This window comes from Aurantimonas sp. E1-2-R+4 (assembly GCF_036549515.1).
GTDB classification, from domain to species: domain Bacteria; phylum Pseudomonadota; class Alphaproteobacteria; order Rhizobiales; family Rhizobiaceae; genus Aurantimonas; species Aurantimonas coralicida_A.
This window is the reverse complement of the sequence record NZ_JAZHLK010000010.1, coordinates 66,108-89,563: the sequence shown is the minus strand read 5'-3', so window position 1 is coordinate 89,563 and position 23,456 is coordinate 66,108. Positions and strand designations below refer to the sequence as shown.

30 protein-coding genes are annotated in these 23,456 nt (G+C 65.8%); 14 read left to right on the top strand and 16 right to left on the bottom strand.

Going from position 1 to position 23,456, the window contains the following annotated elements:
* Nucleotides 1-59: 59 nt before the first annotated feature.
* From hisB to hisA, 4 genes are read left to right on the top strand one after another with little or no spacing between them, the layout of a single operon-like run.
* On the top strand, nt 60-668 hold the full coding sequence (gene hisB, locus VQ045_RS07105; RefSeq protein ID WP_327648612.1) for an imidazoleglycerol-phosphate dehydratase HisB: 609 nt from the start codon (nt 60-62) through the stop codon (nt 666-668).
* A 25-nt stretch (nt 669-693) separates the two neighbouring features.
* On the top strand, nt 694-1,176 hold the full coding sequence (locus VQ045_RS07100; RefSeq protein ID WP_331829610.1) for a DUF2628 domain-containing protein: 483 nt from the start codon (nt 694-696) through the stop codon (nt 1,174-1,176).
* On the top strand, nt 1,176-1,829 hold the full coding sequence (hisH, locus tag VQ045_RS07095) for an imidazole glycerol phosphate synthase subunit HisH (protein ID WP_331829609.1): 654 nt from the start codon (nt 1,176-1,178) through the stop codon (nt 1,827-1,829). Before VQ045_RS07100 ends, hisH begins: the two co-directional genes overlap by 1 nt.
* Complete coding sequence (gene hisA / locus VQ045_RS07090; RefSeq protein ID WP_331829608.1) at nt 1,817-2,575, top strand: 1-(5-phosphoribosyl)-5-[(5-phosphoribosylamino)methylideneamino]imidazole-4-carboxamide isomerase; 759 nt, start codon at nt 1,817-1,819, stop codon at nt 2,573-2,575. Before hisH ends, hisA begins: the two co-directional genes overlap by 13 nt.
* Nucleotides 2,576-2,615: 40 nt before the next feature.
* Here the strand turns inward: hisA and VQ045_RS07085 are convergent, their stop codons facing one another.
* Nucleotides 2,616-3,482 (bottom strand): alpha/beta fold hydrolase, encoded by an 867-nt coding sequence (locus tag VQ045_RS07085; RefSeq protein ID WP_331829607.1) that lies wholly within the window; start codon nt 3,480-3,482, stop codon nt 2,616-2,618.
* A 20-nt stretch (nt 3,483-3,502) separates the two neighbouring features.
* Between VQ045_RS07085 and VQ045_RS07080 the strand changes: the two genes are divergently transcribed.
* From VQ045_RS07080 to coaA, 4 genes are all read left to right on the top strand, one after another.
* Nucleotides 3,503-4,108 carry a Uma2 family endonuclease gene (locus tag VQ045_RS07080; RefSeq protein WP_331829606.1) on the top strand — a complete coding sequence of 202 codons (606 nt, stop codon included), beginning with the start codon at nt 3,503-3,505 and terminating at the stop codon, nt 4,106-4,108.
* Between the two features lie 155 nt (nt 4,109-4,263).
* Complete coding sequence (gene hisF, locus VQ045_RS07075) at nt 4,264-5,049, top strand: imidazole glycerol phosphate synthase subunit HisF (protein WP_331829621.1); 786 nt, start codon at nt 4,264-4,266, stop codon at nt 5,047-5,049.
* Nucleotides 5,050-5,167: 118 nt separating this feature from the next.
* Complete coding sequence (locus VQ045_RS07070; RefSeq protein WP_331829605.1) at nt 5,168-5,509, top strand: phosphoribosyl-ATP diphosphatase; 342 nt, start codon at nt 5,168-5,170, stop codon at nt 5,507-5,509.
* The gene (gene coaA, locus VQ045_RS07065; RefSeq protein ID WP_331829604.1) at nt 5,509-6,468 is read left to right on the top strand and encodes a type I pantothenate kinase; all 960 of its coding nucleotides are present in this window, start codon (nt 5,509-5,511) and stop codon (nt 6,466-6,468) included. The genes VQ045_RS07070 and coaA overlap by 1 nt, the downstream gene beginning before the upstream one ends.
* Before the next feature lie 42 nt (nt 6,469-6,510).
* On the opposite strand, the gene VQ045_RS07060 is transcribed toward coaA, so the two are convergent.
* Nucleotides 6,511-7,125: an alpha-ketoglutarate-dependent dioxygenase AlkB family protein gene (locus tag VQ045_RS07060; RefSeq protein WP_331829603.1), complete on the bottom strand. Its 615-nt coding sequence runs from the start codon at nt 7,123-7,125 to the stop codon at nt 6,511-6,513.
* Between the two features lie 38 nt (nt 7,126-7,163).
* Nucleotides 7,164-7,874, bottom strand: a complete 711-nt coding sequence (locus tag VQ045_RS07055) for a helix-turn-helix transcriptional regulator (RefSeq protein ID WP_331829602.1) — start codon at nt 7,872-7,874, stop codon at nt 7,164-7,166.
* A 375-nt stretch (nt 7,875-8,249) separates the two neighbouring features.
* On the opposite strand from VQ045_RS07055, the gene hslU reads away from it, so the two are divergent.
* On the top strand, nt 8,250-9,551 hold the full coding sequence (gene hslU / locus VQ045_RS07050; protein WP_331829601.1) for an ATP-dependent protease ATPase subunit HslU: 1,302 nt from the start codon (nt 8,250-8,252) through the stop codon (nt 9,549-9,551).
* A 31-nt stretch (nt 9,552-9,582) separates the two neighbouring features.
* Here the strand turns inward: hslU and VQ045_RS07045 are convergent, their stop codons facing one another.
* The 5 genes from VQ045_RS07045 to VQ045_RS07025 form a co-directional block, all read right to left on the bottom strand.
* Nucleotides 9,583-10,377: a class II glutamine amidotransferase gene (locus VQ045_RS07045; RefSeq protein WP_327626065.1), complete on the bottom strand. Its 795-nt coding sequence runs from the start codon at nt 10,375-10,377 to the stop codon at nt 9,583-9,585.
* A 169-nt stretch (nt 10,378-10,546) separates the two neighbouring features.
* Nucleotides 10,547-10,945 (bottom strand): helix-turn-helix domain-containing protein, encoded by a 399-nt coding sequence (locus VQ045_RS07040; RefSeq protein WP_331829600.1) that lies wholly within the window; start codon nt 10,943-10,945, stop codon nt 10,547-10,549.
* The gene (locus tag VQ045_RS07035; protein ID WP_331829599.1) at nt 10,942-11,505 is read right to left on the bottom strand and encodes a Smr/MutS family protein; all 564 of its coding nucleotides are present in this window, start codon (nt 11,503-11,505) and stop codon (nt 10,942-10,944) included. The genes VQ045_RS07040 and VQ045_RS07035 overlap by 4 nt, the downstream gene beginning before the upstream one ends.
* On the bottom strand, nt 11,502-12,608 hold the full coding sequence (gene mltA / locus VQ045_RS07030; protein WP_331829598.1) for a murein transglycosylase A: 1,107 nt from the start codon (nt 12,606-12,608) through the stop codon (nt 11,502-11,504). The genes VQ045_RS07035 and mltA overlap by 4 nt, the downstream gene beginning before the upstream one ends.
* 21 nt (nt 12,609-12,629) lie before the next feature.
* The gene (locus VQ045_RS07025) at nt 12,630-13,337 is read right to left on the bottom strand and encodes a Tim44/TimA family putative adaptor protein (protein ID WP_327626069.1); all 708 of its coding nucleotides are present in this window, start codon (nt 13,335-13,337) and stop codon (nt 12,630-12,632) included.
* Between the two features lie 160 nt (nt 13,338-13,497).
* On the opposite strand from VQ045_RS07025, the gene VQ045_RS07020 reads away from it, so the two are divergent.
* Together VQ045_RS07020 and secB are read left to right on the top strand one after the other, a co-directional pair.
* Nucleotides 13,498-14,049, top strand: coding sequence for an FxsA family protein (locus VQ045_RS07020; protein WP_331829597.1), 552 nt, complete (start codon nt 13,498-13,500; stop codon nt 14,047-14,049).
* A gap of 174 nt (nt 14,050-14,223) precedes the next feature.
* Complete coding sequence (secB, locus tag VQ045_RS07015; RefSeq protein WP_331829596.1) at nt 14,224-14,754, top strand: protein-export chaperone SecB; 531 nt, start codon at nt 14,224-14,226, stop codon at nt 14,752-14,754.
* Between the two features lie 94 nt (nt 14,755-14,848).
* On the opposite strand, the gene dnaQ is transcribed toward secB, so the two are convergent.
* The 8 genes from dnaQ to VQ045_RS06975 all read right to left on the bottom strand — a co-directional run bounded on the left by dnaQ (nt 14,849) and on the right by VQ045_RS06975 (nt 20,738).
* On the bottom strand, nt 14,849-15,574 hold the full coding sequence (gene dnaQ / locus VQ045_RS07010) for a DNA polymerase III subunit epsilon (protein WP_331829595.1): 726 nt from the start codon (nt 15,572-15,574) through the stop codon (nt 14,849-14,851).
* 194 nt (nt 15,575-15,768) lie between these two features.
* The gene (locus VQ045_RS07005; RefSeq protein ID WP_331829594.1) at nt 15,769-16,488 is read right to left on the bottom strand and encodes a hypothetical protein; all 720 of its coding nucleotides are present in this window, start codon (nt 16,486-16,488) and stop codon (nt 15,769-15,771) included.
* Between the two features lie 282 nt (nt 16,489-16,770).
* Nucleotides 16,771-17,544: an anti-sigma factor family protein gene (locus tag VQ045_RS07000; protein ID WP_331829593.1), complete on the bottom strand. Its 774-nt coding sequence runs from the start codon at nt 17,542-17,544 to the stop codon at nt 16,771-16,773.
* Nucleotides 17,541-18,047 (bottom strand): sigma-70 family RNA polymerase sigma factor, encoded by a 507-nt coding sequence (locus VQ045_RS06995; RefSeq protein WP_327648699.1) that lies wholly within the window; start codon nt 18,045-18,047, stop codon nt 17,541-17,543. The genes VQ045_RS07000 and VQ045_RS06995 overlap by 4 nt, the downstream gene beginning before the upstream one ends.
* Nucleotides 18,048-18,055: 8 nt before the next feature.
* Nucleotides 18,056-18,445: a COG4315 family predicted lipoprotein gene (locus VQ045_RS06990; RefSeq protein WP_442872951.1), complete on the bottom strand. Its 390-nt coding sequence runs from the start codon at nt 18,443-18,445 to the stop codon at nt 18,056-18,058.
* Nucleotides 18,446-18,513: 68 nt separating this feature from the next.
* Nucleotides 18,514-19,143 (bottom strand): dephospho-CoA kinase, encoded by a 630-nt coding sequence (gene coaE / locus VQ045_RS06985; RefSeq protein ID WP_331829592.1) that lies wholly within the window; start codon nt 19,141-19,143, stop codon nt 18,514-18,516.
* 34 nt (nt 19,144-19,177) lie between these two features.
* On the bottom strand, nt 19,178-19,984 hold the full coding sequence (locus tag VQ045_RS06980) for a shikimate dehydrogenase (RefSeq protein WP_442879831.1): 807 nt from the start codon (nt 19,982-19,984) through the stop codon (nt 19,178-19,180).
* A gap of 154 nt (nt 19,985-20,138) precedes the next feature.
* On the bottom strand, nt 20,139-20,738 hold the full coding sequence (locus VQ045_RS06975) for a Maf-like protein (protein ID WP_331829591.1): 600 nt from the start codon (nt 20,736-20,738) through the stop codon (nt 20,139-20,141).
* Between the two features lie 540 nt (nt 20,739-21,278).
* Here VQ045_RS06975 and hemE point away from each other — a divergent pair.
* The 3 genes from hemE to VQ045_RS06960 are packed head-to-tail and all read left to right on the top strand — an operon-like array spanning nt 21,279 to nt 23,411.
* A complete protein-coding gene (gene hemE, locus VQ045_RS06970; protein WP_331829590.1) occupies nt 21,279-22,307 on the top strand; it encodes a uroporphyrinogen decarboxylase in 1,029 nt (342 codons plus the stop codon).
* Complete coding sequence (hemJ, locus tag VQ045_RS06965) at nt 22,304-22,852, top strand: protoporphyrinogen oxidase HemJ (protein WP_331829589.1); 549 nt, start codon at nt 22,304-22,306, stop codon at nt 22,850-22,852. Before hemE ends, hemJ begins: the two co-directional genes overlap by 4 nt.
* Nucleotides 22,853-22,889: 37 nt before the next feature.
* Nucleotides 22,890-23,411: a gluconokinase gene (locus VQ045_RS06960; protein ID WP_331829588.1), complete on the top strand. Its 522-nt coding sequence runs from the start codon at nt 22,890-22,892 to the stop codon at nt 23,409-23,411.
* Nucleotides 23,412-23,456 lie beyond the last annotated feature (45 nt).

The window sequence follows — 23,456 nt, the reverse complement described above, 5'->3', positions numbered from 1 at the left end:
GACAGGGCCACGGCCCCGGTGCTAGAAGCCGGGCGACATCCGCGAGAAGGTGACAGCAAATGGGCGAGACAGCCGGACGGCGCGACGCCGTCGTCGAGAGAAAGACCAAGGAAACCGCCATCCGCGTGCGCGTCGATCTCGACGGCACCGGCCGGTCGACGATCGCGACCGGTGTCGGCTTCTTCGACCACATGCTGGAACAACTCTCGCGCCATTCGCTGATCGACATGGACGTCGCCGCCAAGGGCGACCTCCACATCGACGATCACCACACGGTGGAGGACACCGGCATCGCGCTCGGCCAGGCGATCAGACAAGCGCTCGGCGAGCGGCGCGGCATCCGCCGCTACGCCTCGCTGGATCTGGCCATGGACGAGTGCCTGACGCGCGCGGCGATCGACGTGTCGGGCCGGCCGTTCCTGGTGTTTTCGGCCGATTTCACCCGCGACAAGATCGGCGGCTTCGACACCGAGCTGGTGCGCGAATTCTTCCAGGCGCTGGCCCAGAATGCCGGCGTGACGCTGCACGTCACCAATCTGGCCGGGGCCAACGCCCATCACATCGCCGAGACCTGCTTCAAGGCGGTGGCGCGCGTTCTCGGCGACGCGGTGGCGATCGATCCGCGCCAGGCCGACCTCGTCCCGTCGACCAAGGGCACGCTGGCGTGAGCCGGGCAACGCGATCGGGACGACCATGGCGCTGACCCGTTTCATCGTCTTTGAACCACCGGAAAGCGACGGCGCGAAGGACGCGGTGTTCGTGCGCGACGCGTTCTCGTTCTGGGCGTTGCTGTTCACCTTCCTGTGGCTTTTCCGCTACCGCCTCTGGCTGGCGGGGATCGCCGCGCTGGCGCTGTCCTTCGCCATCACCATGCTCGGCGAGCAGGGCTTCGACCTGACGGCGGCCGTCCTGCAGTTCCTGCTCGGCCTTCTGATCGCGCTGGAGGGACCGAGCCTTCGCGCCGCGCGTTATCGGCGCAAGGGCTGGCGCGAGGTCGCCGCGTTCCAGGCCGCCGATCTGGCGGAGGCCGAACTCACATATTATGGCGGCGGTCGCCGGCCGCTCGCCGCCCCGGCAGCACAGCCAGCGCTCGCCGCCGCTTCGTGGACGGCCGAGCGCCACAGACCAGCGCCGGCCCGCACCGGCGGATTCTTCGGCACGACGGGGACGCGATAATGCAGCGTATCGCGATCATCGACTATGGCTCGGGCAATCTGCACTCAGCGACGAAGGCCTTCGAGCGAGCCGCCCGCGAGGCCGGCATCGAGGCCGAGATCCTGCTCACTGCCGACCCCGAGGCCGTGCGGTCGGCGGACCGGATCGTCCTGCCGGGCGTCGGCGCCTTCGCCGATTGCCGGGCTGGGCTCGACGCTGTGCCCGGCATGGTCGCGGCGCTGCGCGAGGCGGTGGAAGCCAAGGCGCGTCCGTTTCTCGGTATCTGCGTCGGCATGCAGCTGATGGCCTCGCGCGGGCTCGAAAAGACCATCACGCCGGGGCTCGGCTGGATCGCCGGCGACGTCGAGAAGATGCTGCCGTCCGATCCGTCGCTGAAACTCCCGCAGATCGGCTGGAACACGATTCACGTGAGACATGCGCACCCGCTGCTCGCCGGAATCGCGACCGGCGACGACGGGCTGCACGCCTATTTCGTGCATTCCTATCAGCTCGCCGCGACGAACGAAGCCGATGTCGTCGCCACGACCGACTATGGTGGCCCGGTCACCGCGATCGTCGCCAGCGGCAACAAGGCCGGCACCCAGTTTCACCCCGAAAAGAGCCAGAGATTCGGTCTGGCTCTCATCGGCAATTTCCTCCAATGGACGCCTTGAAACCCTTGCCCATTCTCTTTCCCGCCATCGATCTCAAGGACGGCGCTTGCGTGCGCCTCAAGCTCGGCCTCATGGACGAGGCAACGGTCTACAACGCCGACCCGGCCGCGCAGGCGCGAGACTTTCGCGACGCCGGCTTTTCCCACCTGCACGTGGTCGACCTCAACGGCGCCTTCGAGGGCAAGGCCGTCAATGGCGGCGCGGTGGAAGCCATCGTCGCGGCCGTCGGCGCCGACATGAACATTCAGCTCGGCGGCGGCATCCGGACGCTGGCGGACATCGAACGCTGGCTGGAGAAGGGTCTGGCGCGGGTGATCCTCGGCACCGTCGCGGTGCGCGATCCGGATCTCGTGAAACAGGCCGCGCGCAGCTTTCCCGGCCGCATCGCCGTCGGCATCGACGCCAAGGGCGGCAAGGTCGCCGTGGAGGGCTGGGCGGAAACGTCCGCGCTGACGGCCGTCGATCTGGCCCGGCGGTTCGAGGACGCGGGCGTTGCCGCGATCATCTACACCGACATCGACCGGGATGGCGTGCTGGCCGGCATCAACTGGGGCTCCACCATCGATCTGGCGGAGGCCATGTCCATTCCCGTCATCGCGTCCGGCGGTCTTGCCTCGCTCGCCGACGTGGTGCGGCTGACCATGCCCGACGCCCACAAGCTCGAAGGCGCGATCTCCGGCCGCGCGCTCTATGACGGGCGAATCGATGCGCGGGAAGCGCTGAAGGTCCTGCAAGGAGCGGGCTGACCGCCTCGGAAATGTTTCACGTGAAGCAGGGAGGTTCCCCTCAACGGGATTGTGTCGATCCGGGGGGCAATTCTTCCAGAAACCTGACCACCGCCTCGTTGAATGCCTCCGGCGCATCGAGATTGGCGACATGGCCGCCGTTAACGCGGACGATGTCGGCGCGGCCGATCCGCCGTGCGATTTCGGCGGCGTGGTCGACCACCAGCGACACTTCGTCATCTCCCAGAATGACCAGACAAGGAATGTCGAGCGCGCGGATTGCCGCCGGGTCCGCCGCCACGATCGCCTCGTAGGTCGCGAGAATCGCCGCCGGCGGCATGGTGGCGAAGCCCGCGATGAAGTGTCGTTCTGCGTCGGCTCCCACCCATTTTTTCCCGAATGCCGCCCGAACCGAGGCGATACCCAGCCGCGCGGTGCGGCGCTGGCCGAAAAGCCGGAACAGCAGCGACAGGATGCGCTGCGGCCCCAGTGCTTCCAGGATCGATCGCACCGGGCCGTGCAGCGACAGCGCGAGCGGCGTGTCGGCGAGGATCAGCGCTTCGATTCGCTCGGGCTGTCGCGCCGCCATCTCCAGTGCCACCATACCGCCAAGCGACACTCCGCCGAGCGACACGCGATCGATGCCCAGCGCGTCGAGGAACCGGAATCCGTCCTCGGCGAGGGTTTCCACCGAGAGACTGCCGATATCGCCGCGCGTTTCACCGTGGCCGCGGAAATCGGGGGCGACGATCCGCCGAGACTGCGATAGCGCCGGAATCTGCGCCGACCACACCGCCTTGGTCTGGACCGCGCCATGCAACAGCAGCAGGGGCGGGGCGCCCGTCTCGGTGGCCGCCGCGGCATCGCGATAGGCGACCGTCAGATCGCCGGCCTCGATCGTCCGTCGTTGCGCCGCTTCGCTCGCCATTGCCGCTCCAAAACCACCTGATGGATTTGGCCTTCATCGAAGACCTGTTCGGCTCTATCATGACGACCATGAATATCCAGGCATCGGCCATCAAAACGGCGGACGACTTCCTGCGCTGGAACGAGGGGCGCGAGGGAAAGCGCGAATTCGTGCGGGGGAGGATCGTCGAGATGATGGTCAACGTATCGCGAAACCACGCCAAGTTGGCATCCGCGGTCATCGTCGCGCTAGCTGCAAAGCTCGACCTCGCCGCCTTCGACATCGGCTCGGCGGATTTCGCCGTGAAAACGCCCGCCGGGATTCGCTACCCCGACGTCTTCGTCGACCGGGCCGGCGGCAGCGGTTCGGACCTTGCCGCCCGCGCGCCGGTTCTCTTGGCGGAAATCCTCTCGCCCTCCTCGCTTGCCGTCGATTTCGGCGAAAAGGCCGAGGAATACACCGCGATCCCATCGCTTTCGCACTACCTCGTCCTGGCCCAGGACGAGCCCCGCGTCTGGCTGTGGAGCCGGGACGAGGAAGGGGCTTTCGCCAAGCCGGAGATGATCGTCGGACGCGAGGAAACCTTGCCTCTCACCGGCCTCGGCGTCACGCTGGCCCTTGCCGATCTGTATCGCGGCATCGCATAAGGTCGAAAGTTCAGACCGCACCGGATCCGACCAATGCCGCTTCATATCCGATCGCCTTGGCCGCCAGGCCGACTCTCGACCGCCGTGGCAGCTTCGATGATCCGGACCTGCACCGGCGGCGCCAGGACGGGCGCTGGCAGAAAGACGACCGCTCTATGAGCCTCAAGGCGCGCATCATCCCCTGCCTCGACGTCAAGGACGGCCGTGTCGTCAAGGGCGTCAATTTCGAGGGACTTGTCGATGCCGGCGATCCGGTGGCCGCTGCACAGGTCTATGACGCGGCGGGCGCGGACGAACTCTGCTTCCTCGACATCACCGCATCCTCCGACAATCGCGAGACGATTTTCGACATCGTCGCCCAGACCGCCGAGCACTGTTTCATGCCGCTGACCGTCGGCGGGGGCGTGCGCGCGGTGTCCGACGTCCGACGCCTGCTTCTGGCCGGCGCCGACAAGGTGGCGATCAACACGGCCGCGGTGAACCGGCCGGAACTCGTCGCCGAGGCGGCCGACAAGTTCGGCGACCAGTGCATCGTCGTCGCCATCGACGCCCGGCGCGTCACCGCGGCAGGCGAGGAGCCGCGCTGGGAGATCTTCACCCATGGCGGGCGCACCGCGACCGGGATCGACGCCGTTTCCTTTGCCCGGCAGGTTGTCTCGCTCGGCGCCGGCGAAATTCTCCTCACCTCGATGGACCGCGACGGCACCAAATCCGGCTTCGACCTCGATCTGACCCGTGCGGTCGCGGACGCGGTTGGCGTGCCGGTGATCGCATCGGGCGGCGTCGGCACGCTGGATCATCTCGTCGAAGGAATCCGCGACGGCCACGCGGCGGCGGTGCTCGCCGCCTCGATCTTTCATTTCGGCACCCATACGATCGGCGAAGCCAAGGCGCATATGGCGGCGGCTTCGATCCCGATGCGGCTCGACCCGGTCGACTGATCGATGGGTCGCGAGATTCGCATCCGCTCCGGCGCCGCTGTAGATGTCTCAACGACAGCAAGCTTCAGGCCGACGATCGCCTGCGCATTCTGGAAAGACCGCATAGCGAAAGGGCATCATGACAGACTTCACCCTCGCCGATCTGGAGACGATCGTCGCCGCGCGTGCCGCATCCAAGGATAGCGGCTCCTACACCGCCTCGCTGGCCGCCAAGGGTATCGGTCATGTCGCCAAGAAGCTCGGCGAGGAGGCGATCGAAACGGTCATCGCGGCGGTTTCGCAGGACGACGAGCGTTTGACCTCGGAGGCGGCCGATCTCCTCTATCATCTCATGGTCGCGCTGAAGCTTCGCCATGTGCCGCTCGCGGCGGTGATGGACGAACTCCAGCGGCGCACGGCGCAAACGGGGATCGCCGAAAAAGCCGGCCGGCCGCCGGAACTGGGACAGGCGAACGGCTGATGGACCAGCTCGCGCCCTCGAAGTTTTCGCCCTATCGGGTCTTCTCGGCCGCCGAATGGGCGAAGTTTCGCGCCGACGCTCCGCTGACACTCACCGAGGACGAGGTCAACCGGCTCCGTTCCATGAACGACCCGGTCGATCTCGACGAGGTCGCCCGCATCTATCTCGCCGTCTCGCGGCTGCTCTATGCCCATGTGGAATCGTCGCAATTGCTGTTCCGCCAGCGTCAACGATTCCTGTCGGAGGGCGGCGCCCATCCCAAGACGCCGTTTATCATCGGCATCGCCGGCTCGGTCGCGGTCGGCAAGTCGACCACTGCCCGCGTCCTGAAGGAGCTTCTGGCCCGCTGGCCGTCCTCGCCCAAGGTGGACCTGATCACCACCGACGGCTTCCTCTACCCCAATGCCGTGCTGCAGGCCGAGGGGCTGATGCAACGCAAGGGGTTTCCCGAAAGCTACGACGTCGGCACGATCCTGCGCTTCCTCTCCGAGATCAAGGCCGGCGTGCCGCGGGTCGAGGCGCCTGTCTATTCGCATTTCGTCTACGATGTCGTGCCAGGCGAACGCATCACCATCGACCGGCCCGACATCCTGATCTTCGAGGGGCTCAACGTCCTGCAGGTCCGCGACATGCCGAAGGACGGCAAGGCCGTGCCGTTCGTCTCCGACTTCTTCGACTATTCGATCTATATCGACGCCGACGAGGTCGACATCCAGCGCTGGTACGTGGAGCGCTTCATGCGGCTGCGCGAGACGGCGTTCCGCGAGACCGACTCGTTTTTCCACCGCTATTCGCAGGTGTCACAGGACGAGGCCCTGAAGATCGCCGAAGGCCTGTGGAGCAACATCAACGGCAAGAATCTCTACGAGAATATCCTGCCGACGCGCCCGCGCGCCGACCTGATCCTGCGCAAGGGGCCGAACCACCTGACCGAGCAGGTCGCGCTGCGCAAGCTGTGACGCCAGTGCTCTCCGAGAATTCGCGACGGCCGGCGCGGACGCTCATGCCGGCCGCGTCACCCGCCTGAGGGTGAGATTGATGCGGCCGCCGTTCTTCAAGAGCGCCGAGGTGGCCGGATAGATCCGGTCGACGCCGTGAAAAGCGAGGCGCCCCTCACCGCCGAGCACGACGATGTCGCCGGATTGCAGCCGGATCGAGGTGGTTCGTCCGCCGCGCGTGGTCTCGCCGACCCGGAACAGGCAGTCGTCGCCGAGCGAAATCGACACCACCGGCGCCGCCAGATCCTCTTCGTCGCGATCCTGGTGCAGGCCCATCTTGGTGCCGGTCTCGTAGAAATTGACCAGGCAGGCCTCGGGCGGATGGTCGAAACCCGACATTTCCGCCCAGATTCGCAAAAGCTGGGGCGGCATCGCGGGCCAGGGCGCGCCGGTCACCGGATGGGTGGGCTGATAGCGATAGCCGGCGCGGTCGGCGACCCAGCCGAGGCCGCCGCAATTGGTCATGCGCACGGACAGCGGCTTGCCGGTACGCGGCATCACCGGCTGAAACAACGGCGCCGCCGCGACGACCGCACGGATTGCCTCGAGCAACGCCACCTGGTCGTCGCGGGAAAGATGGCCCGGACTGTGCCGGACGCCTTTGGGAAGCACGTTCATGCTAGCTCAATCCGACGCATCCGCATGACGATCGCTGCTCACGACAAATAGCCGAGCTGCGCCGCCAGCGCGACGGCATGGGTGCGGTTCGATGCGTTCACCTTGCGGGTCGCCGCCGCGAGGTACTGGGAGATCGTGTATTCGGACAGCGACAGGATGGTACCGATCTCCGATGAGGTCTTGCCTAGCATGGCAAGCTTCAGGCAATCGCGCTCGCGCGTCGACAGCGGGTTGTTCTTGCGGTTTTCCTCGAATCGCGCCGCGGCCAGCATGCCGAACACCGTGAACGCAATCAGATGCAGTTCGCGCACCGTCTGGGCCGACAGATCGGGCGATCTGCCGGCAAAGGACAGGGCGCCACTGAAGGCTGTCAGGCCGTGAACCGGAAACAGCGCCCCCGCCAGATAGCCTTCCTCGAGCAACATCTGGGCCGCCGGCGTCGGCTCCGGCTCGTCGGCCCCGTAAAGCGTCTCGATATCCCACACGAAGGGCATCGGATCGGCCTGCAATGCCCCCACCACCAGCTTGAAACGGTGCAGCCCGAGTTGCTCGTAGGAGCGGGCAAAGTCGTCCGGCCAATTGCCCAGCAGGTAACGCGTCGCCATGCCGCCATCGTCGGTCGATGGCATCGCCAGAACCGCCACATGCGAGAAGCCGTAATCTGCCGCGATCCTATTGAGCAGTGTCGCGAGGCGCTCATCATCCCAGGGCGCCGCGACGGCCGAGAGGCGTTCGAGCGCGCCGCTCATGCCGCCTCCGTCTCCGGAAAAACAGCCCGTTCCCTTCGGTCTTGCGGCCGGCTCACACCGTGTCCGCCCGCTCTCGTCGCACCGCGCATCGCCGCACCGCCTCTCGCGATCTCCCATCTCCACGTCTCGATTCCCACTGAGGGTCCCCGAATCGGACAGGCTATGTTGATCCCAATCCGGGCCGGATTGGTAGACTTGACAACGGCCTCCTCAGCACTCGCCTGTGCGTGTTCTTGCCGCATGCGGCGGTTCGGAGGGCGGGCGCAACGGGTGGCAAGGGCGTCCTGTAGCCCCCATGTAGCATCCAGAATATTTTTGCCCCCGGCGAAAACGACCCTCCTCGGCGCTCCGCGTCTCATCCAACCAGAAGACGTCATGACAGATTTTTCCCCCCGCGAGATCGTCTCCGAACTCGATCGTCACATCATCGGCCAGAAGGACGCAAAGCGCGCCGTCGCGGTGGCGCTGCGCAATCGCTGGCGACGCCAGCAGCTCGAAGGCAGCCTGCGCGAAGAGGTGATGCCCAAGAACATCCTGATGATCGGACCGACCGGTGTCGGCAAGACCGAGATTTCCCGCCGTCTCGCGCGGCTTGCCGGCGCGCCGTTCATCAAGATCGAGGCGACCAAGTTCACCGAAGTCGGCTATGTCGGCCGCGACGTCGAGCAGATCATCCGCGATCTCGTCGAGATCGGCATCGGCCTGGTCCGCGAGAAAAAGCGCGAGGAGGTGAAGGCCAAGGCGCATCAGGGCGCCGAGGACCGCGTTCTGGACGCGCTGGTCGGCAAGACCGCTTCGCCGGCGACCCGCGATTCCTTCCGCAAGAAGCTGCGGTCGGGCGAGCTCGACGACAAGGACATCGACATCGAGGTCGCCGATACCGGCAATCCGATGGGCGGCATGGAAATCCCCGGCATGCCGGGCGCCAATATCGGCGTTCTCAATCTGTCGGAGATGTTCGGCAAGGCGATGAACCGCACCAAGCAGCGCCGCACCAGCGTGCGCCAGAGCTATGAATTCCTGATCGGCGAGGAGTCCGACAAGCTGCTCGACCAGGAGCAGCTGGTGCGCGAGGCGATCGACGCGGTCGAGAACAACGGCATCGTGTTCCTCGACGAGATCGACAAGGTGGCGAACAAGGACGGGCATTCGGCAGGCGTATCGCGCGAAGGCGTGCAGCGCGATCTCCTGCCCCTGGTCGAGGGCACCACGGTCGCGACCAAGCACGGGCCGGTGAAGACCGATCACATTCTGTTCATCGCGTCCGGTGCGTTCCACGTCTCCAAGCCGTCGGACCTTCTGCCCGAGCTGCAGGGCCGGCTACCGATCCGCGTCGAGTTGAGAGCACTGACCAAGGAGGATTTCCGCCGCATCCTCACCGAGACGGAGGCCTCGCTGATCAAGCAGTATATCGCCTTGATGAAGACCGAGAATGTCGATCTGGAGATCACCGACGACGCCATCGACGCCATCGCCGACACAGCGGTCGCGCTCAATGGCTCGATCGAGAATATCGGCGCGCGGCGGCTGCAGACGGTGATGGAGCGGGTGCTCGACGAGATCTCCTTCGAGGCGCCCGACAAGCCGGGCGAGAGCTACCGGGTCGACGCCGCCTATGTCCACAAGGCGCTCGACGGCATCGCCGGCGATACCGATCTGTCGCGGTTCATCCTCTAAAGCGGCGGCCCGGCGGCCCGTGCCCGCGGTCTCACGCGGCGGCGCGGGCCGGCGCGGCAAGCTCGAACGGAACGATCCGCGGGGTACCGTCGCGCCTTGCCACCAGCACCGAGGCCGGCGGCACGATCGTCCAGTTTCCGGCGTCCGCGTCGCAGGGCTCCGAGGCGACGACGATGCCGTCACCCTCGCGGCGCCAGTACAGCGACGGCGGCAAGCCGTCATTGGCCCAGCGATAGGCCCAGAGGGTCTCGCCGTCGCTGTGGACGGCGGCGAAGCGAAGCGGTGCAGTCTCACCCGTCGCGCGAACCGTCGACCCGATCGCGGTGAGGGTTGCCGCGATGGCGCCGACGGGATCGTCGTCGAGGCCGCGTCCCAGCGCCGCCAGGAAGATCGCCTCCGAATCGCTGGTCCCGCGTCGCTTCGGATAGAGCGCGTCCGGGATCAGATCATCGATGCGCCGGCGCAGGCGCTCATAGCCGCCGATCTGGCCATTGTGCATGAACAGATGCCGGCCGTCCGCGAAGGGATGGCAATTGGCCGTGGAGACCTCGCCGTAGGTCGCGGAGCGCACATGCGCCAGGAACAGCGGTGAGCGGATCTGGCGGCAGAGCGAAACGAGATTGGCGTCCGACCAGGCCGGCGATATGCCGCGATAGACGCCGGCCTCGGGGCGCTCGCCATACCAGCCGATGCCGCAGCCGTCGCCATTGACGATCGTCTTGGCTTCGCGCGCCGCGAGGGACTGGGAGATCAGCGAGGCACGCGGCTCGACCAGCAACCGGTCGAGGAAGATGGGCGGGCCGGCATAGGCAAGAAGACGGCACATCGGGCGTGACACCGCGAGAGGGTTGGCCACGACCATGTCGTCGCGGGGACGTGCCAGTCTGATGTGGTCATGGTTAACGGACGCTTAAGAATTTGCCCCCGTGGCCGTCCGTTTCACGTGAATCGATTGACGGCCGGAAGGTCGCAACCGGCTCCTGGTGAAAAAACAGCTACCGCCGCCGGCGCTTTTCCTTCAGCGCCGCCTCGGCGCGCGTGGCCGCTGTCTCAAGCTCGGCGAGCAGGCGCTTTATGTCGTCAGCGGGAAGGATCGCAATCGCCTCGGCAAGCCGGTTGGCCAGCGCCGTCGCCTCGGGGCTCAGTCCGGCGGTTTCGACCGTGACCTTCGGATGCGAGAGTTCGGCCAGCCGCTCCAGCTCCTCCGCCTCGTCCCAGATCACATTAAGATAGCCGATGATGCGCTGCAGGAGTTCCCAGGTCGGGCGGCCGCGCCGGCCGTGTTCGAGCGCCGAGAGATAGGCGCTCGAAATCCCGAGCGCCGCTGCCATTTCGCCCTGGGTCACGCCGCGCTCCTTGCGCATGACCCGGATCTTCTCGCCAAAGGGGGTCATGCGAAGCGCCTCACCCGCACATAGAGCGCACCCTCGCCGCCGTGATGACGCTCGGCGCTGTCGAAGCCGGACACCAGCGGGCGGAATTCCGGATTGGCGAACCACAGCGGCACCACCCGCCGCAACACCCCGCGCGACCCGAACGCGGCGCCCGGACGAGCCCCGCGACCGGTGATCACGAGCACATGGCGCAGCCCCATCACCTGGGCCTGGCGCAGGAAGCCGAGCAGCGCGTCGTGGGCGACCTCTTGCGTCATCTCGTGCAGGTCGATGCGCGCCTCGATCGCCACCCGGCCCTTGGCGATCTTGCGCCGCGTCGGTCTTTCGATCGGGTGCTGGGTCAGCCGCCGGCCACTGCGCTCCGGCATCGCCGACGGACCGGGTGCGGCGGTGTCCGCCGCCTGCCGTCCGCTCGCGGCGGCAAAGGCCGGTGACAGCTTATCCTGCGACGGTTCCTCTGGCATTTTCGGATGCGCCTTGCCCTTCAGCGGCATCGCCGTGCGGGCGACGCTCGCCCACAAACGGGCATCCTCGCCACTGAGGCGTCTTCCGCGCCTCACCGCGCCAGACTTTCGGCGAGCCTCGCCGGCGCCAGGACATGAAAATCCGCCGCGTGGCGAATCCGCCCGGCGATCCTGCCGGCGTCCGGTCCCGAACCGACGAAAATGTCGGCGCGGGCAGGTCCGAGAATGGCCGAGCCGGTATCCTGCGCGATCATCAGGCGGCGGAACGGCTCGCCGGCCACGACAAGCTGCGGCGCGTCGATGAAATAGGGCACGCAGAAGGTCGCGAGTTCCCGGTCGACGGCGATCGAGGCCAGCGCCGTGAGCGGCACCTTTGCCGCGCCGATCGGGCCCTTTGCCGGGTCGTTCACCGGCATTTCCCGAAAAAAGATGAAGGAGCGATTGCGGTTGAACAGGGTCTGCCGCCGCTCCGGATGTGCCGCCAGCCACCCCCTGATGCCGTCCATGTCGGCTTCGGCCAGCGTGAGCTCGCCCTCATCGACCAGGCTACGGCCGATCGCGGTAAACGGATGTCCGGTCTTGGCGGTATAGCTCACGCGGGTTTCGCGCCCGCCCGGAAGGCGCAGCCGGGCCGATCCCTGAATGTGGATAAAGAACGCCTCCACCGGATCGTCGAGCCAGGCGATTTCGAGACCCCGGCCGGCCAGCGCGCCGGCTTCGATCGCGGCCCGGTCGGGATATTCCTCGAGCAGCCCGCAAGGGGTGCGACGCGCGAAGCGGAACGAGGGATCAAGCCCCGGCGGGCGCGATACGTCGTCGATCTTCACCAGATCCTGCGGTCGCGCGTAGAGCGGGAACCGAAACCGATCGGTGCGCACCGGCGAAGCGGCGACGATTGGCTCGTAATAGCCGGTGACGAAGCCCGGCGTGTCGGCCTCGGTGCCTTCCGGCAGGATGCGCAGCGGGGTGAAATGCGTCTCGAAGAACGACCGCGCCGCCGCGCCATCCAGATCGCCAGCGGCCATCGCCGCTTCCGCGGCGGGCCGAAAGGCGCCCGGCGCGATGTCCAGAGATCCCACAGACACCTCGTCCTTGACGAGCCGAGGGGCGCTGTCGCGAAACGCGGCGAAGGCCAGGGTGTGATCGGCTTCGGCCCAGCCCGGCAGGTCGGCAAAGCTGCGGCGCACGAAGCGGGTCATGGAAGGGCTCGCCGCTCCGGTTCAGTCTTCTTCGGATTCGGTCCCGGCCAGCTTCCAGTTCGGATCGCGCGAGCGTATGTCGCGCGAGAATGTCCAGACATCCTTGACCTCGACGACGGCTTCGGGGTCGCCCTCGACGATCTCGCCGTCCGGCTTCAGCACGGCCGAAATCAGCTGCGCCACGATACGCACCGTCACCAGCGCCTCGCGATCCTTCTTTTCGGCGGACACGACCTCGGCGTCATCGATGCCGACGAAGGAGGACTGCATGCGCTCGCCGCGCTGTTCGCGGTCGGTGATCGCCTGTTCGAAGCCCTGATACACCTCGCTCGACAGGAGGTTCTGCAAGACCTTGCGGTCGCCGTCGGCAAAGGCGGTGACGATCATTTCATAAGCGAGCTTGGCGCCCTCGAGGAATTCCCCCGGCTCGAAATTCGGGTCGTCGTCGCGGATGCGACGCAATTCGCCATTGAGCGGGGTGCCTGGCGCGGCCAGCTTGTCGATGGCCTCGTAGGTATTCGGGGGCGTGGCGACATCACCGCCGGGCAGGCGGCGGTGCGGCAAGGTGACGACATTGTCGTTGGGCGCGGCTTCCCCTGGCCGCCCCTCTCGCCGCGAATAAGGATCGAAGGGCGGGCGCTCGCTGCCGGTACGCCGGCCGAGAACGCTGCGCAGCTGAAACAGGACGATCGCCGCAAGCACTATGAAAAAGATCGTCCCGAAACTCATTGGTTCTGTCGCCTCGCCGTCGCACATGCCATTCGCCCCCATATAGAGACGGCCGGCTACGCATTCAAATTCGTTTCGGGACTTCCTATCTGATCTTGCGACGCGGTGCTGCCCGAAACGCGCATGAGGGGCATTATGCCGTCAAAGGAGTGACCAAACCATGCCCTTCGCCCTGATCCCCTTCCTGCTCCTGGTAATTCCGATCCTGGAGATCGCCGTGTTCATCCTGGTCGGCAACATGATCGGCCTGTGGCCGACGCTCGGCCTCGTCCTGTTGACCGCGATCGTCGGCACGCTGTTGCTGAAGCAGCAGGGCCTGTCGACGCTGGCGCGCATCCAGGCCGACATCCGCTCCAAGCGCATGCCGGGGCGCGATCTCGTCCACGGCGTGATGATTGCCATGGCCGGCATCCTGCTTTTGACCCCCGGCCTCGTCACCGACACGATCGGCTTCCTGCTGTTCGTGCCGAAAATCCGCGACGGGATCTGGAATTTCATGAAAAGCCGCGTGGTCGTCGTGGCGCAAGGGGCTGGGACATCCGGCACGTGGAATTCCGGCGCCCGCGGCCCACAGCCCGACCCGCGGGCTGGCGGCGGGCCGGACGTGGTCGATCTCAGCGGTGAGGAGTTCGAGCGCCGGCCCGACGCCTCCTCGCCCTGGAACGACAAGCGCGATGGCGACGACACGCCGCAAGGCCGCATCCTGCACTGAGCCGGACGCGGCGGCGCGAGGTCGGCCTTCATCTTGTCCTCGCCTTGACCGCGTGATAGCGCTCGCGCCCATTATTTCCTGCCGGCCTGGCATAGCGCCCGGCCCGCTAACACTGGCACCGGGCGCGCCTTCGCGGCGACATCAGCCGGGACCAGCATCGAGACGGGAGCCAACATGTCCGACACAAACGATCAGAAGACCACCGGCAACGGCAATGGTGCCGCCACCGGCGACAGCGCCGCACAGCCCGCGACGCCGCCGAGCATCAACATCCTCACCCAGTATATCCGCGATCTCTCCTTCGAGAGCCCGAACGCGCCGGGCGTGTTGCGCGGCCAGACCAAGGCGCCGGCGATCAATATCGGCGTCAATGTCGGCGCCAACCCGATCGAGGGCTCCGACGGCGACTACGACGTGCGGCTGACGATGAACGCCAAGGCCGGCGAGGGCGCCGAGCTGATGTTCAATGTCGAACTGGAATATGGCGGCGTCTTCAAGCTGCAGAACTTCCCGCAGGAGCATCTCCTGCCGGTGCTGTTCATCGAATGCCCGCGGCTGTTGTTCCCCTTCGCCCGCCAGGTGATGGCCGACGTGACGCGCAATGGCGGCTTCCCGCCGCTGATGATCGACCCGATCGACTTCTCGCAGCTGTTCCAGCAGCGCATGGCCGAGGAGCGCGCCCGTCAACAGGTCCAGACCGCCTGAGGCGACGCCCTCCCATCAGGCTTGAAATACAAACGCCGGCGGCATCGCCCGATGCCGCCGGCGTTTTGATAACCAGAATTGTGAGCCGGCGCGATCAGGCGTCGGTCGTCGCTGCCGCCTGCGGGCGCTCCAGAAACCGCCACCACAGCGCCTCCTCACCCATCGTCGCGACGAAGGCGCGGTGGCGCGCGGCCTCCTCCGCCGTCAGCCGGGGCGGCAGCGGCACCGGCCGCGGCTCGATCCGGCCGAAATCGCCATCCGTCCCGTCGCCGGCCGTATCGAGCTCCACCGCCAGTCCCAGCGCCGCCTGGCGGCCACCGATCAGCTCGATATAGACCTCGGCGAGAAGCTCCGAATCCAAGAGCGCCCCGTGCTTGTCGCGGCGGCTGGTGTCGATCGAAAAGCGCGAGCAGAGCGCGTCGAGCGTTGCCGGCGCCATCGGGAACTTGCGCCGCGCCATCGGCAGCGTGTCGATGACGCGTGAGGCGTCGATCGGCGGCTGGCCGATGCGCTTCAGCTCGGCGTTGAGAAACCGTGTGTCGAAGGCGGCGTTGTGGGCGATCAGCCGGGCGCCGGCAAAAAACTCGAGGAACTCCTCGGCGATTTCCTCGAACAGCCGCTTGTCGGCCAGGAACTCGTCGGAAATGCCGTGGACGTCGAAGGCGCCGGGATCGATCTTGCGGCCGGCCGGGCGGACGAAGGTGTGATAGCTCTTGCCGGTCGGGATGTGGTTCCACAACTCGACGCCGCCAATCTCGATCACCCGCTCGACCTCCGGGTCGAGACCCGTGGTTTCGGTGTCGAAGACGATTTCCCGCATGCCAGCCCCCGCTTTGGGCTGTTGTCATGCAGCGGAGCGGAAGAGGCAAGGGGCGGGGTGGAGGCAGTGGCCGGTATCCACCGGGTTAAGTACATGTTCTTTTTATGTTCCTAGGAAGTCCGCGGTTACATATAAGCTATCGTTCCTCGACCTATGGAAAAAGCAGACGGCTCCGGGGATCGGACCGTTCACGCCTATCCCGCGCCACCCACCCGAGTCACCTCACCAATGAGAACATCCAGGTCGGCTGCGAAATCTACCTGTACGGCCGTCGGCACGTCCTCGCGTGATCTAATCTGGGAGTGAAGGTGCATGTCAGCAATGTTACGGAGTGAACCTTCGAGGCGCTGCACCGAGGCCTTGAAGGACTTCTGACCTCCATAGTTGTTTGCCACTTCTGCGAAGGAGTTGAAGCCAAGCACCGGCGGCACGTGATTGAGGATTGTGCGCAGGAGCATCGCCGTTGACATGTGGCAACGGTTGGCCGCAGCCACATTGATTTCACGGCAGAGCTCCACGAGCCGCGAAAAATCCCACTTTCCGTTTCCAATCGCTTGGAGCGCGAGAATGCGCGCTGGATCGACATAGGGCTTAGCGCCTAGTGGTGGTGGCGGTGGCCGCATTCGTTTGCGCTCGATCGCGCGAACTGCTGCCCGGACGATCTTCGATGCCTCTTCGACCGACGCGTAGGAGGGTCCGCCGACGAAACCGCCAGCGCGGGAATTCACCGCGCGGAGTAAGCTCATCGAGAATGGGTTGGTGTAGCCGAGTTCCTCGTCGAGCATAGACTTCGCTTCAACGGCACGGGCTTTGAAAGTCGCGGAATGCTCTGTTGGGAGAATGAGACCCGAAATATTCCCGCCATCGACGAACAGCGGAAGTAGGTCGGTCATGTCATCCGCGATGGCGGTCAAATCTTCTATCATTGACGAAACTTAACTCAGCGCAGGCAGCCGGGGTAGCCTTCGATCTCTTCACTCTGCGCCTAATAAATCAACAAGTCCGCAGATTGATGCGATCAACGTACGCCTCTCCGGTCAAGCGGCGCCGGTTTTCAAAATGGTAAGCGACGACGTTGATCTCAGCAATGAGCGCTGGCCAGATGCTTATGACCGTATCCACTCATACCCGCCCAACGCGCGCAACCAGCGCACTGACACTGACCCCACCGCGACCTTGGCGCAGCGCGCTCCAGCCTATCCCAATTGCCGGTAGGCGAGCTTGGCGATGCCCCGAAGCCGGTCCTGGGGCAGAGCGCCCACCAGCGCGCAACTGATCCCCTCGGCCGTCCACACCAGCGATTTCAGGCGGCCGGCCGCCGAATAGCGAAACGAGGTCTCCCGCGCGTTCTCAGCCGGCACGATGTAGAGCGTCACGCGGCCGCCCGCCGAGTCCTCATACATGAATTGCGCGGCCGGCCCTTCTTGCGACGGCAACAGCCGGCCGCCGACAAGGTCGAGACCCATCGTTCGCAGGTCGGGCACGGTGAGGGCGCGATCGAGCCGCTTGGACAGCCATGCTCCGAGGTGCGTTTTCTCGTCGGCCCTCACTTCCACCGGGTGGAGGACTTCGGTGGCGTAAAGGGCATGGGCCTGCTCGGCCTCGCCGGCGAGCGACAGGGGCGCGGGCGAGGCGACAGTGAGGACATCGCGGCCATACCAGCCGCCCGCGCCACCAATCGCCAGGATCAGGACGGCGGCCGCGGCCATGCCCGACCAGTTGCGGGCCGGGCGCTTGCGATCGTGGACGATGCGGTGAACCGACAGCCGCGCCGGAACGGACTCGCTCGCCACATGACCATACAAGGCTCGCAGCGCCTGGTTTTGCTGTTGCCAATCCGCGACCTCCCGGGCAGCGGCAGGCTGGTCCGCGAGATACCGCTCGACCTCGGCCCGGCGCCGCGCGTCCAGAACGCCGTCGGCAAAGGCCTGCAGGTCGTCCTTGGTGATCGTCGCGTCGTCGCGGCTCATTTCACGGTCCTCAGCATCGGTGCGTCGGCTTGCGTCATCTGGCGCAGGGTCGCGCGGGCCCGTCCGAGACGCGACATCAGCGTGCCGATCGGGATAGCGAGCACGGCCGCCGCGTCGGCGTAGCTCAACTCTTCGACGGCAACCAGCAGCAACGCCTCACGCTGGTCCGACGGCAATTCCTGCATGGCCCTGGCCGTCTCGGCCAGCGCCAGCCGACCCGGCTGGACATTCGCCGCCCGCGGCTCGCTTGGCAGGTTTTCGAAGGGAATGGGATCGGGCGCCCTGCGGCGGCGCCGCAGATCGTTGCGATAAACGTTCAGCAGGACGCGAAACAGCCAGGCCCGCAACGGCCCCGAGGGCTTCCACAGATGGCCCTTGCGGATCGCTCGTTCGAGGCAGTCCTGGACGAGATCGTCGGCGAGATCGGGATTGTGCGTGAGCGCCCGCGCGTAGCGTCGCAACGCCGGCACGCATGTCTCCATCTCGTCCAGGAACCGGGACATCGCTGCGACTAGTTCTCCAGGACGACGTGCCAGACTCCGCCGACGCCGTCGCCCGTCGTCTCGCCCGGCGCCTTGTCGTTCTGCCACAGATAGAGCGGCATGCCGTCATAGGCCCATTGCTTGCCGCCGTCCTTGCGTTCGACCAGGGAGTAGTCGCCGTCGGCCGACGCATCATCCGCCGCCATCGCCGGCGGCCACTTCGTCGCGCAGTCGTCATAGCAGTTGGTGACGCCCTTGGTGTCCTTGTCGAAGGTGTAGAGGGTCATTCCGTCGGCGTTGGTCAGGATCTCGCCCTTGTCGGTCTCCATCGATTTGATGGCGCCGCCGGCATAGTCTCCGGCATGGGCCAACGGGACGGCGAGGGACAGGGTCGCTGCGGCGAGAAGCAGGGATCGCATGCGCATGGGAGTCTCCTTGAGGGTGCTTGGGTTCGGCTTACCTCCAGGACAACAGCGCTGGCGCGGACTTATTCCCTGACGTCGGACTCTTTTTTCGATCGGGCCTGTGTACTCGACGCCGCGCCCAGTTCCGTCACCACCACCTTCACCGCCGCGCGGGTGGCGTCGAAGCCGCCGCCGGTGTCGATGACGAAATCGGCGCGGGCGCGTTTCTCGGCGTCCGGCACCTGTTTGGCCAGGATCGCCGCGAACTTTTCCTCGTTCATGCCGGGCCGACGCAGCACCCGTTCGCGCTGGATCGCCGCCGGTGCGCTGACCACCACGATCTTGTCGCAGCGGGTCTCGGCGCCGGTCTCGTAGAGCAACGGAATATCGAGCAGGGCGAGAGGCGCGCCGGTTTTCCGCGCGGCGGCGAGAAACGCCTGTTCCTCGGCCCGCACCAGCGGGTGGACGATTGCTTCCAGCCGTTTCAGCGCGTCGGGATCGTTCAGCACTTCCGCGCCCAAAAGCTGGCGATCGACGATGCCGTCAATGACCGTTCCCGGAAATTCTGCCTCGATCAGCGGCGCGGCACGGCCGGCATAAAGCCGATGCACCGCAGCGTCGGCATCATGCACCGGCACGCCCTCGTCGGCGAACATGGCGGCGGCGGTCGACTTGCCCATGCCAATCGAGCCGGTGAGGCCGAGGACGATCATCGCTCGCCCAGTCCGTGATGGCCTCGCATCGCCGTCAGACCCCGCTGTCGATGTCGCGGATGATCTTGGCGCGCAGCGCCTCGCCGACCGCCGGGCGCCGGCCGAACCAGCGCTCGAAGCCCGGCACCGCCTGATGCAGGAGCATGCCGAGCCCGTCGGCATGGCGAAGGCCACGCGCCTCGGCCGCCTGCAATATCGGCGTTTTGAGCGGCACATAGACGATGTCGGTGACCAGCGCGTGATCGGGCAAGGCGGCAAGGTCCGGCAGCTTCGGCGCGAACCAGTCCGGCGTCTCATCGTCGGGGTCACTGGCCGGAATCGGTACGGTGTTGACCAGAAGATCGGCGGCCTTCAGCTGTGCCTCCCGCTCCGCCTCGCCATGGCCGCTGACGCCGGGGCCGAAACGCGCCGCCAGTTCCTCGGCCCGCTCGAGGGTGCGGTTGACGATCCGCACGGATTTGACGCCGCGTTTCAACAGCGCGAAGATCACGGCCCGTGCCGCGCCGCCGGCACCGAGCACCACCGCCGTCTCGGCGTCGGCCCAGCCGGGCAGCCGCTCGTCGAGATTGGCCGCGAACCCATAGGCGTCGGTATTGCCGCCGACGAGCCGGCCGGATTTTTCAAACCACAGCGTGTTCACCGCGCCGATCGCCTCGGCCGCCGCGTCCCGGCGCGTGGCGGCGGCAAAGGCGGCGAGCTTGTGCGGGATCGTCACATTGCCGCCGACAAAGCCGTTCTTGCGTAGGCTCTTCAGGAATTCGGCGATCTCCTCTGGCGGCACGCCGACGCGGCTATAGGAACCGGCAAGGCCGAATTCGGCGAGCCAACTCTGATGGATCATCGGCGAGCGCGAATGCCACACCGGCCAGCCGGTGACGAAGGCCTTGGGGCCGTCAGGGATCGTCTGGACATCGCTCGGATCGAAGATCGAGCCTTCACCGCGCGGGCGGTCCGCGCCGCTGACGTAAGGACTCGGCGTCCACTCCGACTCGCTATCAGCCATCGATCTCGCCCCGTACGCGCAGCTCTTTCAAGAGCGGCAGCAGCGGCAGGCCGATGATGGTGAAATAGTCGCCCTCGATCCGCTCCATCAACTGAATGCCCTCCTTCTCGATCTGATAGGCGCCGACGCTGGTCGTCGCCTTCTGGCCAGCGGCGGCGAGATAGCGCCCGATAAAACCCGGATCGAGTTGGCGGAGGGTAATGGCAGCGATGGCGACGTGCCGCCAGGTGACCACGCCGTCCTCGACCAGGACGACGGCGCTGTTCAGTGTATGGGTGCGCCCGGAGAGTTTCAGGAGCGTGCGCCGCGCCTCTTCCATATTGGCCGGCTTGTAGAAGATCTCGTCGTCGAGCGAGAGGGTCTGGTCGGCGCCTATGACGATCTCGCCCGGATGGCGGGCCGAAACGTCGGTGGCCTTGGCCTCGGCGAGGATCGCGGCGACGTCTTCAGGTCCGGCACCCGATTGCAGCAGCGGTGCCTCGACCGCCCGCTCGTCGAGCTCGCTCGGCTCGACGGTGAAGTCGATCCCGGCGTTCTTGAGGAGTTCCTTGCGGTGTATGCTGCCGGAGGCGAGCACGATGCCCTTGGCCATTTTGTCCCCATTTTAACCGTTTCTTCACGCCCGAGAGGCTTGATAGCGCCTCAAGGGCCGAAACGCCATTGGCGTCGCTCGGGACTCGATTCGCCATCGCTTCGCAAGGGGCCGGCGGCCTCCACCCCCGGAAATCCGCCGGGCCTGTGGGTTAAGGAAGAGTTAAGCCGGCGCGCCTCTGTGCCGATCCCGGCCGAGGCGCATAAGTCGGCTTTCGTCCACAATCGGCGACGATGCACGGCCTGTGGGCGTCCGAACGGACATTTGTGGACGATGCAGGTTCATCCCATGCTTTCCACAGCTCTTGGACAGGTTTTCGGCAACGCGCGTGCCTCGCTAACATCCTGACGAATTTGGCGGATTGGTTAAAAGTTTAACGTTTCTCACACCGTTGGGCCAAAACCGCTCATTCGGGCTGTGGACGAGCGTGAAACGGCCGCCATCTACCGCCGCTTGTGAATTCCGGCTATCCACCGACTCATAGAATCAAAATAACGATTTCTCTTGAAATCTTTCTTTTTTATTAGGAGCCCAAACCTGATGCAGAAGCGCAAGCTCGTCCGGGTCCTGGAAGGCGAAAGCGTCTTTCCCCCTCCAGTGTGGCTCATGAGACAGGCCGGCCGCTACCTTCCCGAATATCGAGCAACCCGGGAAAAGGCCGGAGGGTTCCTCGATCTCTGCTACAATCCGGATCTTGCGACCGAGGTCACCTTGCAGCCGATCCGGCGCTTCGGCTTCGACGCGGCGATCCTGTTTTCCGACATTCTCGTGATCCCGGACGCGCTTGATCGCGGTCTACATTTCGTCCAGGGCGAAGGCCCGAAGCTGACGCCGATCCGCCCCGACGAGATCGCTAATCTCGATCCATCGCGCGGCGAGACTCATCTGGCCCCGGTGATCGCGACGGTCGGTCGGCTACGCCAGGAACTGCCCGACGAGACGACGCTGATCGGCTTTTGCGGCGCGCCCTGGACCGTGGCGACCTATATGATCGCCGGCCATGGGACGCCGGATCAGGCCCCGGCGCGGTTGTTCGCCTATCGCAACCCGGCCGAGATGGAGACGCTGCTGTATCTGCTGGCGGAGATGAGCGCCGACTACCTGATCCGCCAGTTGCAGGCGGGTGCCGACTGCGTCCAGATCTTCGATTCCTGGGCCGGCGTTCTCGACGAGGCGTCGTTCGAAGCCTATGCCGTGCGGCCAGTTGCCCGGATGGTGGAAAAGGTCCGTGCCGCGGTGCCGGGCGCGAAGATCATCGGCTTCGCCAAGGGCGCGGGATCGCTTTTGAACACCTATCGTGAAAAGACCGGCGTCGATGCGGTCGGCCTCGATTGGTCGGTGCCGGTGTCGCAGGCGAAGGAATTGCAGAAAGCTGGCGCCATCCAGGGCAATCTCGACCCGCTGCGGCTGATCGCCGGCGGCAAGGCGCTGGAAGACGGCGTCGACCGGATTCTCGACAACCTCGGTGATGGGCCGTTGATCTTCAATCTCGGCCACGGCATCACGCCCGAGGCGCCGATCGCCCATGTCGAAGCCCTTCTCGATCGCATCAGGACCACCAAGCCATGAACCAGAACACCCCACCATCGAGCAAGTCCGCGACGAAGTCGGCCAATGGCGGGCGGACCGCCGTCGTCGCTGTCGTCGCACTGGCGCTTGTCGCAGCCCTGTTCGTCCTGGTGCCGGTCGAATGGCAGCTCTGGATCAAGGCGCTCCACATCTTCGTCATCATCGCCTGGATGGCCGGCATGCTCTATCTGCCGCGGCTATTCGTCTACCACGCGGAAGCGGGACCGGGCACGCCCCAGTCCGAGACCTTCAAGGTGATGGAACGGCGGCTGCTCAAGGGCATCATGACGCCTTCGATGATCCTGACCTGGGTGCTCGGCCTGTGGCTCGCCTGGAAGGTGTTCGAGTTCCAGGGCGGCTGGATTCATGCCAAGATCGCCCTCGTCCTGGTGATGTCCGGCCTGCACGGCTATCTGTCCGCCTCGTTCAAGCGGTTCGAGCGGGACGCGAACACCAAATCCGGCAAGTTCTGGCGGCTGATGAACGAAGTGCCGGCGGTCATCCTGATCTTGATCATCATTCTGGTCGTGGTGAAGCCGTTCTAATCGCTGACGACAGCTTGGAGGAGAGGAAGCCGGGCAGATGGATCAAAAAACGACCGCTCTTGTGGTCATGGGTCCGTCGGGCGTCGGCAAGACCACGACGGCAAAGCTGCTTGCGGAACGTCTTGGCTGGCCCTTCGCCGAGGCGGACGAGTTTCACTCGGCCCAGAACATCGCCAAGATGGAATCTGGCGAGCCGTTGAACGATGACGACCGGGCGCCTTGGTTGTCGGCCATTCGCGACTGGATCGCCGATCAGGCCAGCCATGGCGTTTCGAGCGTTGTCGCCTGCTCGGCCTTGAAACGGCGCTATCGGGATGTTCTGCGCGAGGCGACCCCGAACGTGCGCTTCGTCTCGCTCATTGCTGATCAGGATAGTGTCGGCGAGCGCATCGGTCGCCGCACTGGCCACTACATGCCGAAATCGCTGCTCCAGTCGCAGTTCGACGATCTGGAACCGCTGCAAGCCGACGAGGATGGCGTGACGGTATCCGTCGGCGTCCCGCCCGAAGCGGTTGTGAGTCACGCCCTTGAAGCGCTCGGGTTCGACAGGCAAGATTAGACGACCGCGACCGGCGGTTGTGAAACGGGGCGGTAACCGCGATAG

What these genes read in the sequence shown, in the direction of transcription:
- hisH (WP_331829609.1), top strand. Translation starts at nt 1,176, where the DNA reads ATGCAGCGTATCGCGATCATCGACTATGGCTCGGGCAATCTGCACTCA.
- secB (WP_331829596.1), top strand. Translation starts at nt 14,224, where the DNA reads ATGTCCGACACAAACGATCAGAAGACCACCGGCAACGGCAATGGTGCC.
- hisA (WP_331829608.1), top strand. Translation starts at nt 1,817, where the DNA reads ATGGACGCCTTGAAACCCTTGCCCATTCTCTTTCCCGCCATCGATCTC.
- VQ045_RS07055 (WP_331829602.1), bottom strand. Translation starts at nt 7,874, where the DNA reads ATGAGCGGCGCGCTCGAACGCCTCTCGGCCGTCGCGGCGCCCTGGGAT.
- VQ045_RS07025 (WP_327626069.1), bottom strand. Translation starts at nt 13,337, where the DNA reads ATGAGTTTCGGGACGATCTTTTTCATAGTGCTTGCGGCGATCGTCCTG.
- VQ045_RS06990 (WP_442872951.1), bottom strand. Translation starts at nt 18,445, where the DNA reads ATGCGATCCCTGCTTCTCGCCGCAGCGACCCTGTCCCTCGCCGTCCCG.
- VQ045_RS07100 (WP_331829610.1), top strand. Translation starts at nt 694, where the DNA reads ATGGCGCTGACCCGTTTCATCGTCTTTGAACCACCGGAAAGCGACGGC.
- coaE (WP_331829592.1), bottom strand. Translation starts at nt 19,143, where the DNA reads ATGATCGTCCTCGGCCTCACCGGCTCGATTGGCATGGGCAAGTCGACC.
- VQ045_RS06975 (WP_331829591.1), bottom strand. Translation starts at nt 20,738, where the DNA reads ATGGCCAAGGGCATCGTGCTCGCCTCCGGCAGCATACACCGCAAGGAA.
- hemE (WP_331829590.1), top strand. Translation starts at nt 21,279, where the DNA reads ATGCAGAAGCGCAAGCTCGTCCGGGTCCTGGAAGGCGAAAGCGTCTTT.
- hisF (WP_331829621.1), top strand. Translation starts at nt 4,264, where the DNA reads ATGAGCCTCAAGGCGCGCATCATCCCCTGCCTCGACGTCAAGGACGGC.
- coaA (WP_331829604.1), top strand. Translation starts at nt 5,509, where the DNA reads ATGGACCAGCTCGCGCCCTCGAAGTTTTCGCCCTATCGGGTCTTCTCG.
- VQ045_RS07085 (WP_331829607.1), bottom strand. Translation starts at nt 3,482, where the DNA reads ATGGCGAGCGAAGCGGCGCAACGACGGACGATCGAGGCCGGCGATCTG.
- dnaQ (WP_331829595.1), bottom strand. Translation starts at nt 15,574, where the DNA reads ATGCGGGAAATCGTCTTCGACACCGAAACCACGGGTCTCGACCCGGAG.
- VQ045_RS07045 (WP_327626065.1), bottom strand. Translation starts at nt 10,377, where the DNA reads ATGTGCCGTCTTCTTGCCTATGCCGGCCCGCCCATCTTCCTCGACCGG.
- hisB (WP_327648612.1), top strand. Translation starts at nt 60, where the DNA reads ATGGGCGAGACAGCCGGACGGCGCGACGCCGTCGTCGAGAGAAAGACC.
- hslU (WP_331829601.1), top strand. Translation starts at nt 8,250, where the DNA reads ATGACAGATTTTTCCCCCCGCGAGATCGTCTCCGAACTCGATCGTCAC.
- VQ045_RS06995 (WP_327648699.1), bottom strand. Translation starts at nt 18,047, where the DNA reads ATGTCCCGGTTCCTGGACGAGATGGAGACATGCGTGCCGGCGTTGCGA.
- VQ045_RS06980 (WP_442879831.1), bottom strand. Translation starts at nt 19,984, where the DNA reads ATGATCCATCAGAGTTGGCTCGCCGAATTCGGCCTTGCCGGTTCCTAT.
- mltA (WP_331829598.1), bottom strand. Translation starts at nt 12,608, where the DNA reads ATGACCCGCTTCGTGCGCCGCAGCTTTGCCGACCTGCCGGGCTGGGCC.
- hemJ (WP_331829589.1), top strand. Translation starts at nt 22,304, where the DNA reads ATGAACCAGAACACCCCACCATCGAGCAAGTCCGCGACGAAGTCGGCC.
- VQ045_RS07040 (WP_331829600.1), bottom strand. Translation starts at nt 10,945, where the DNA reads ATGACCCCCTTTGGCGAGAAGATCCGGGTCATGCGCAAGGAGCGCGGC.
- VQ045_RS06960 (WP_331829588.1), top strand. Translation starts at nt 22,890, where the DNA reads ATGGATCAAAAAACGACCGCTCTTGTGGTCATGGGTCCGTCGGGCGTC.
- VQ045_RS07000 (WP_331829593.1), bottom strand. Translation starts at nt 17,544, where the DNA reads ATGAGCCGCGACGACGCGACGATCACCAAGGACGACCTGCAGGCCTTT.
- VQ045_RS07080 (WP_331829606.1), top strand. Translation starts at nt 3,503, where the DNA reads ATGGATTTGGCCTTCATCGAAGACCTGTTCGGCTCTATCATGACGACC.
- VQ045_RS07020 (WP_331829597.1), top strand. Translation starts at nt 13,498, where the DNA reads ATGCCCTTCGCCCTGATCCCCTTCCTGCTCCTGGTAATTCCGATCCTG.
- VQ045_RS07070 (WP_331829605.1), top strand. Translation starts at nt 5,168, where the DNA reads ATGACAGACTTCACCCTCGCCGATCTGGAGACGATCGTCGCCGCGCGT.
- VQ045_RS07060 (WP_331829603.1), bottom strand. Translation starts at nt 7,125, where the DNA reads ATGAACGTGCTTCCCAAAGGCGTCCGGCACAGTCCGGGCCATCTTTCC.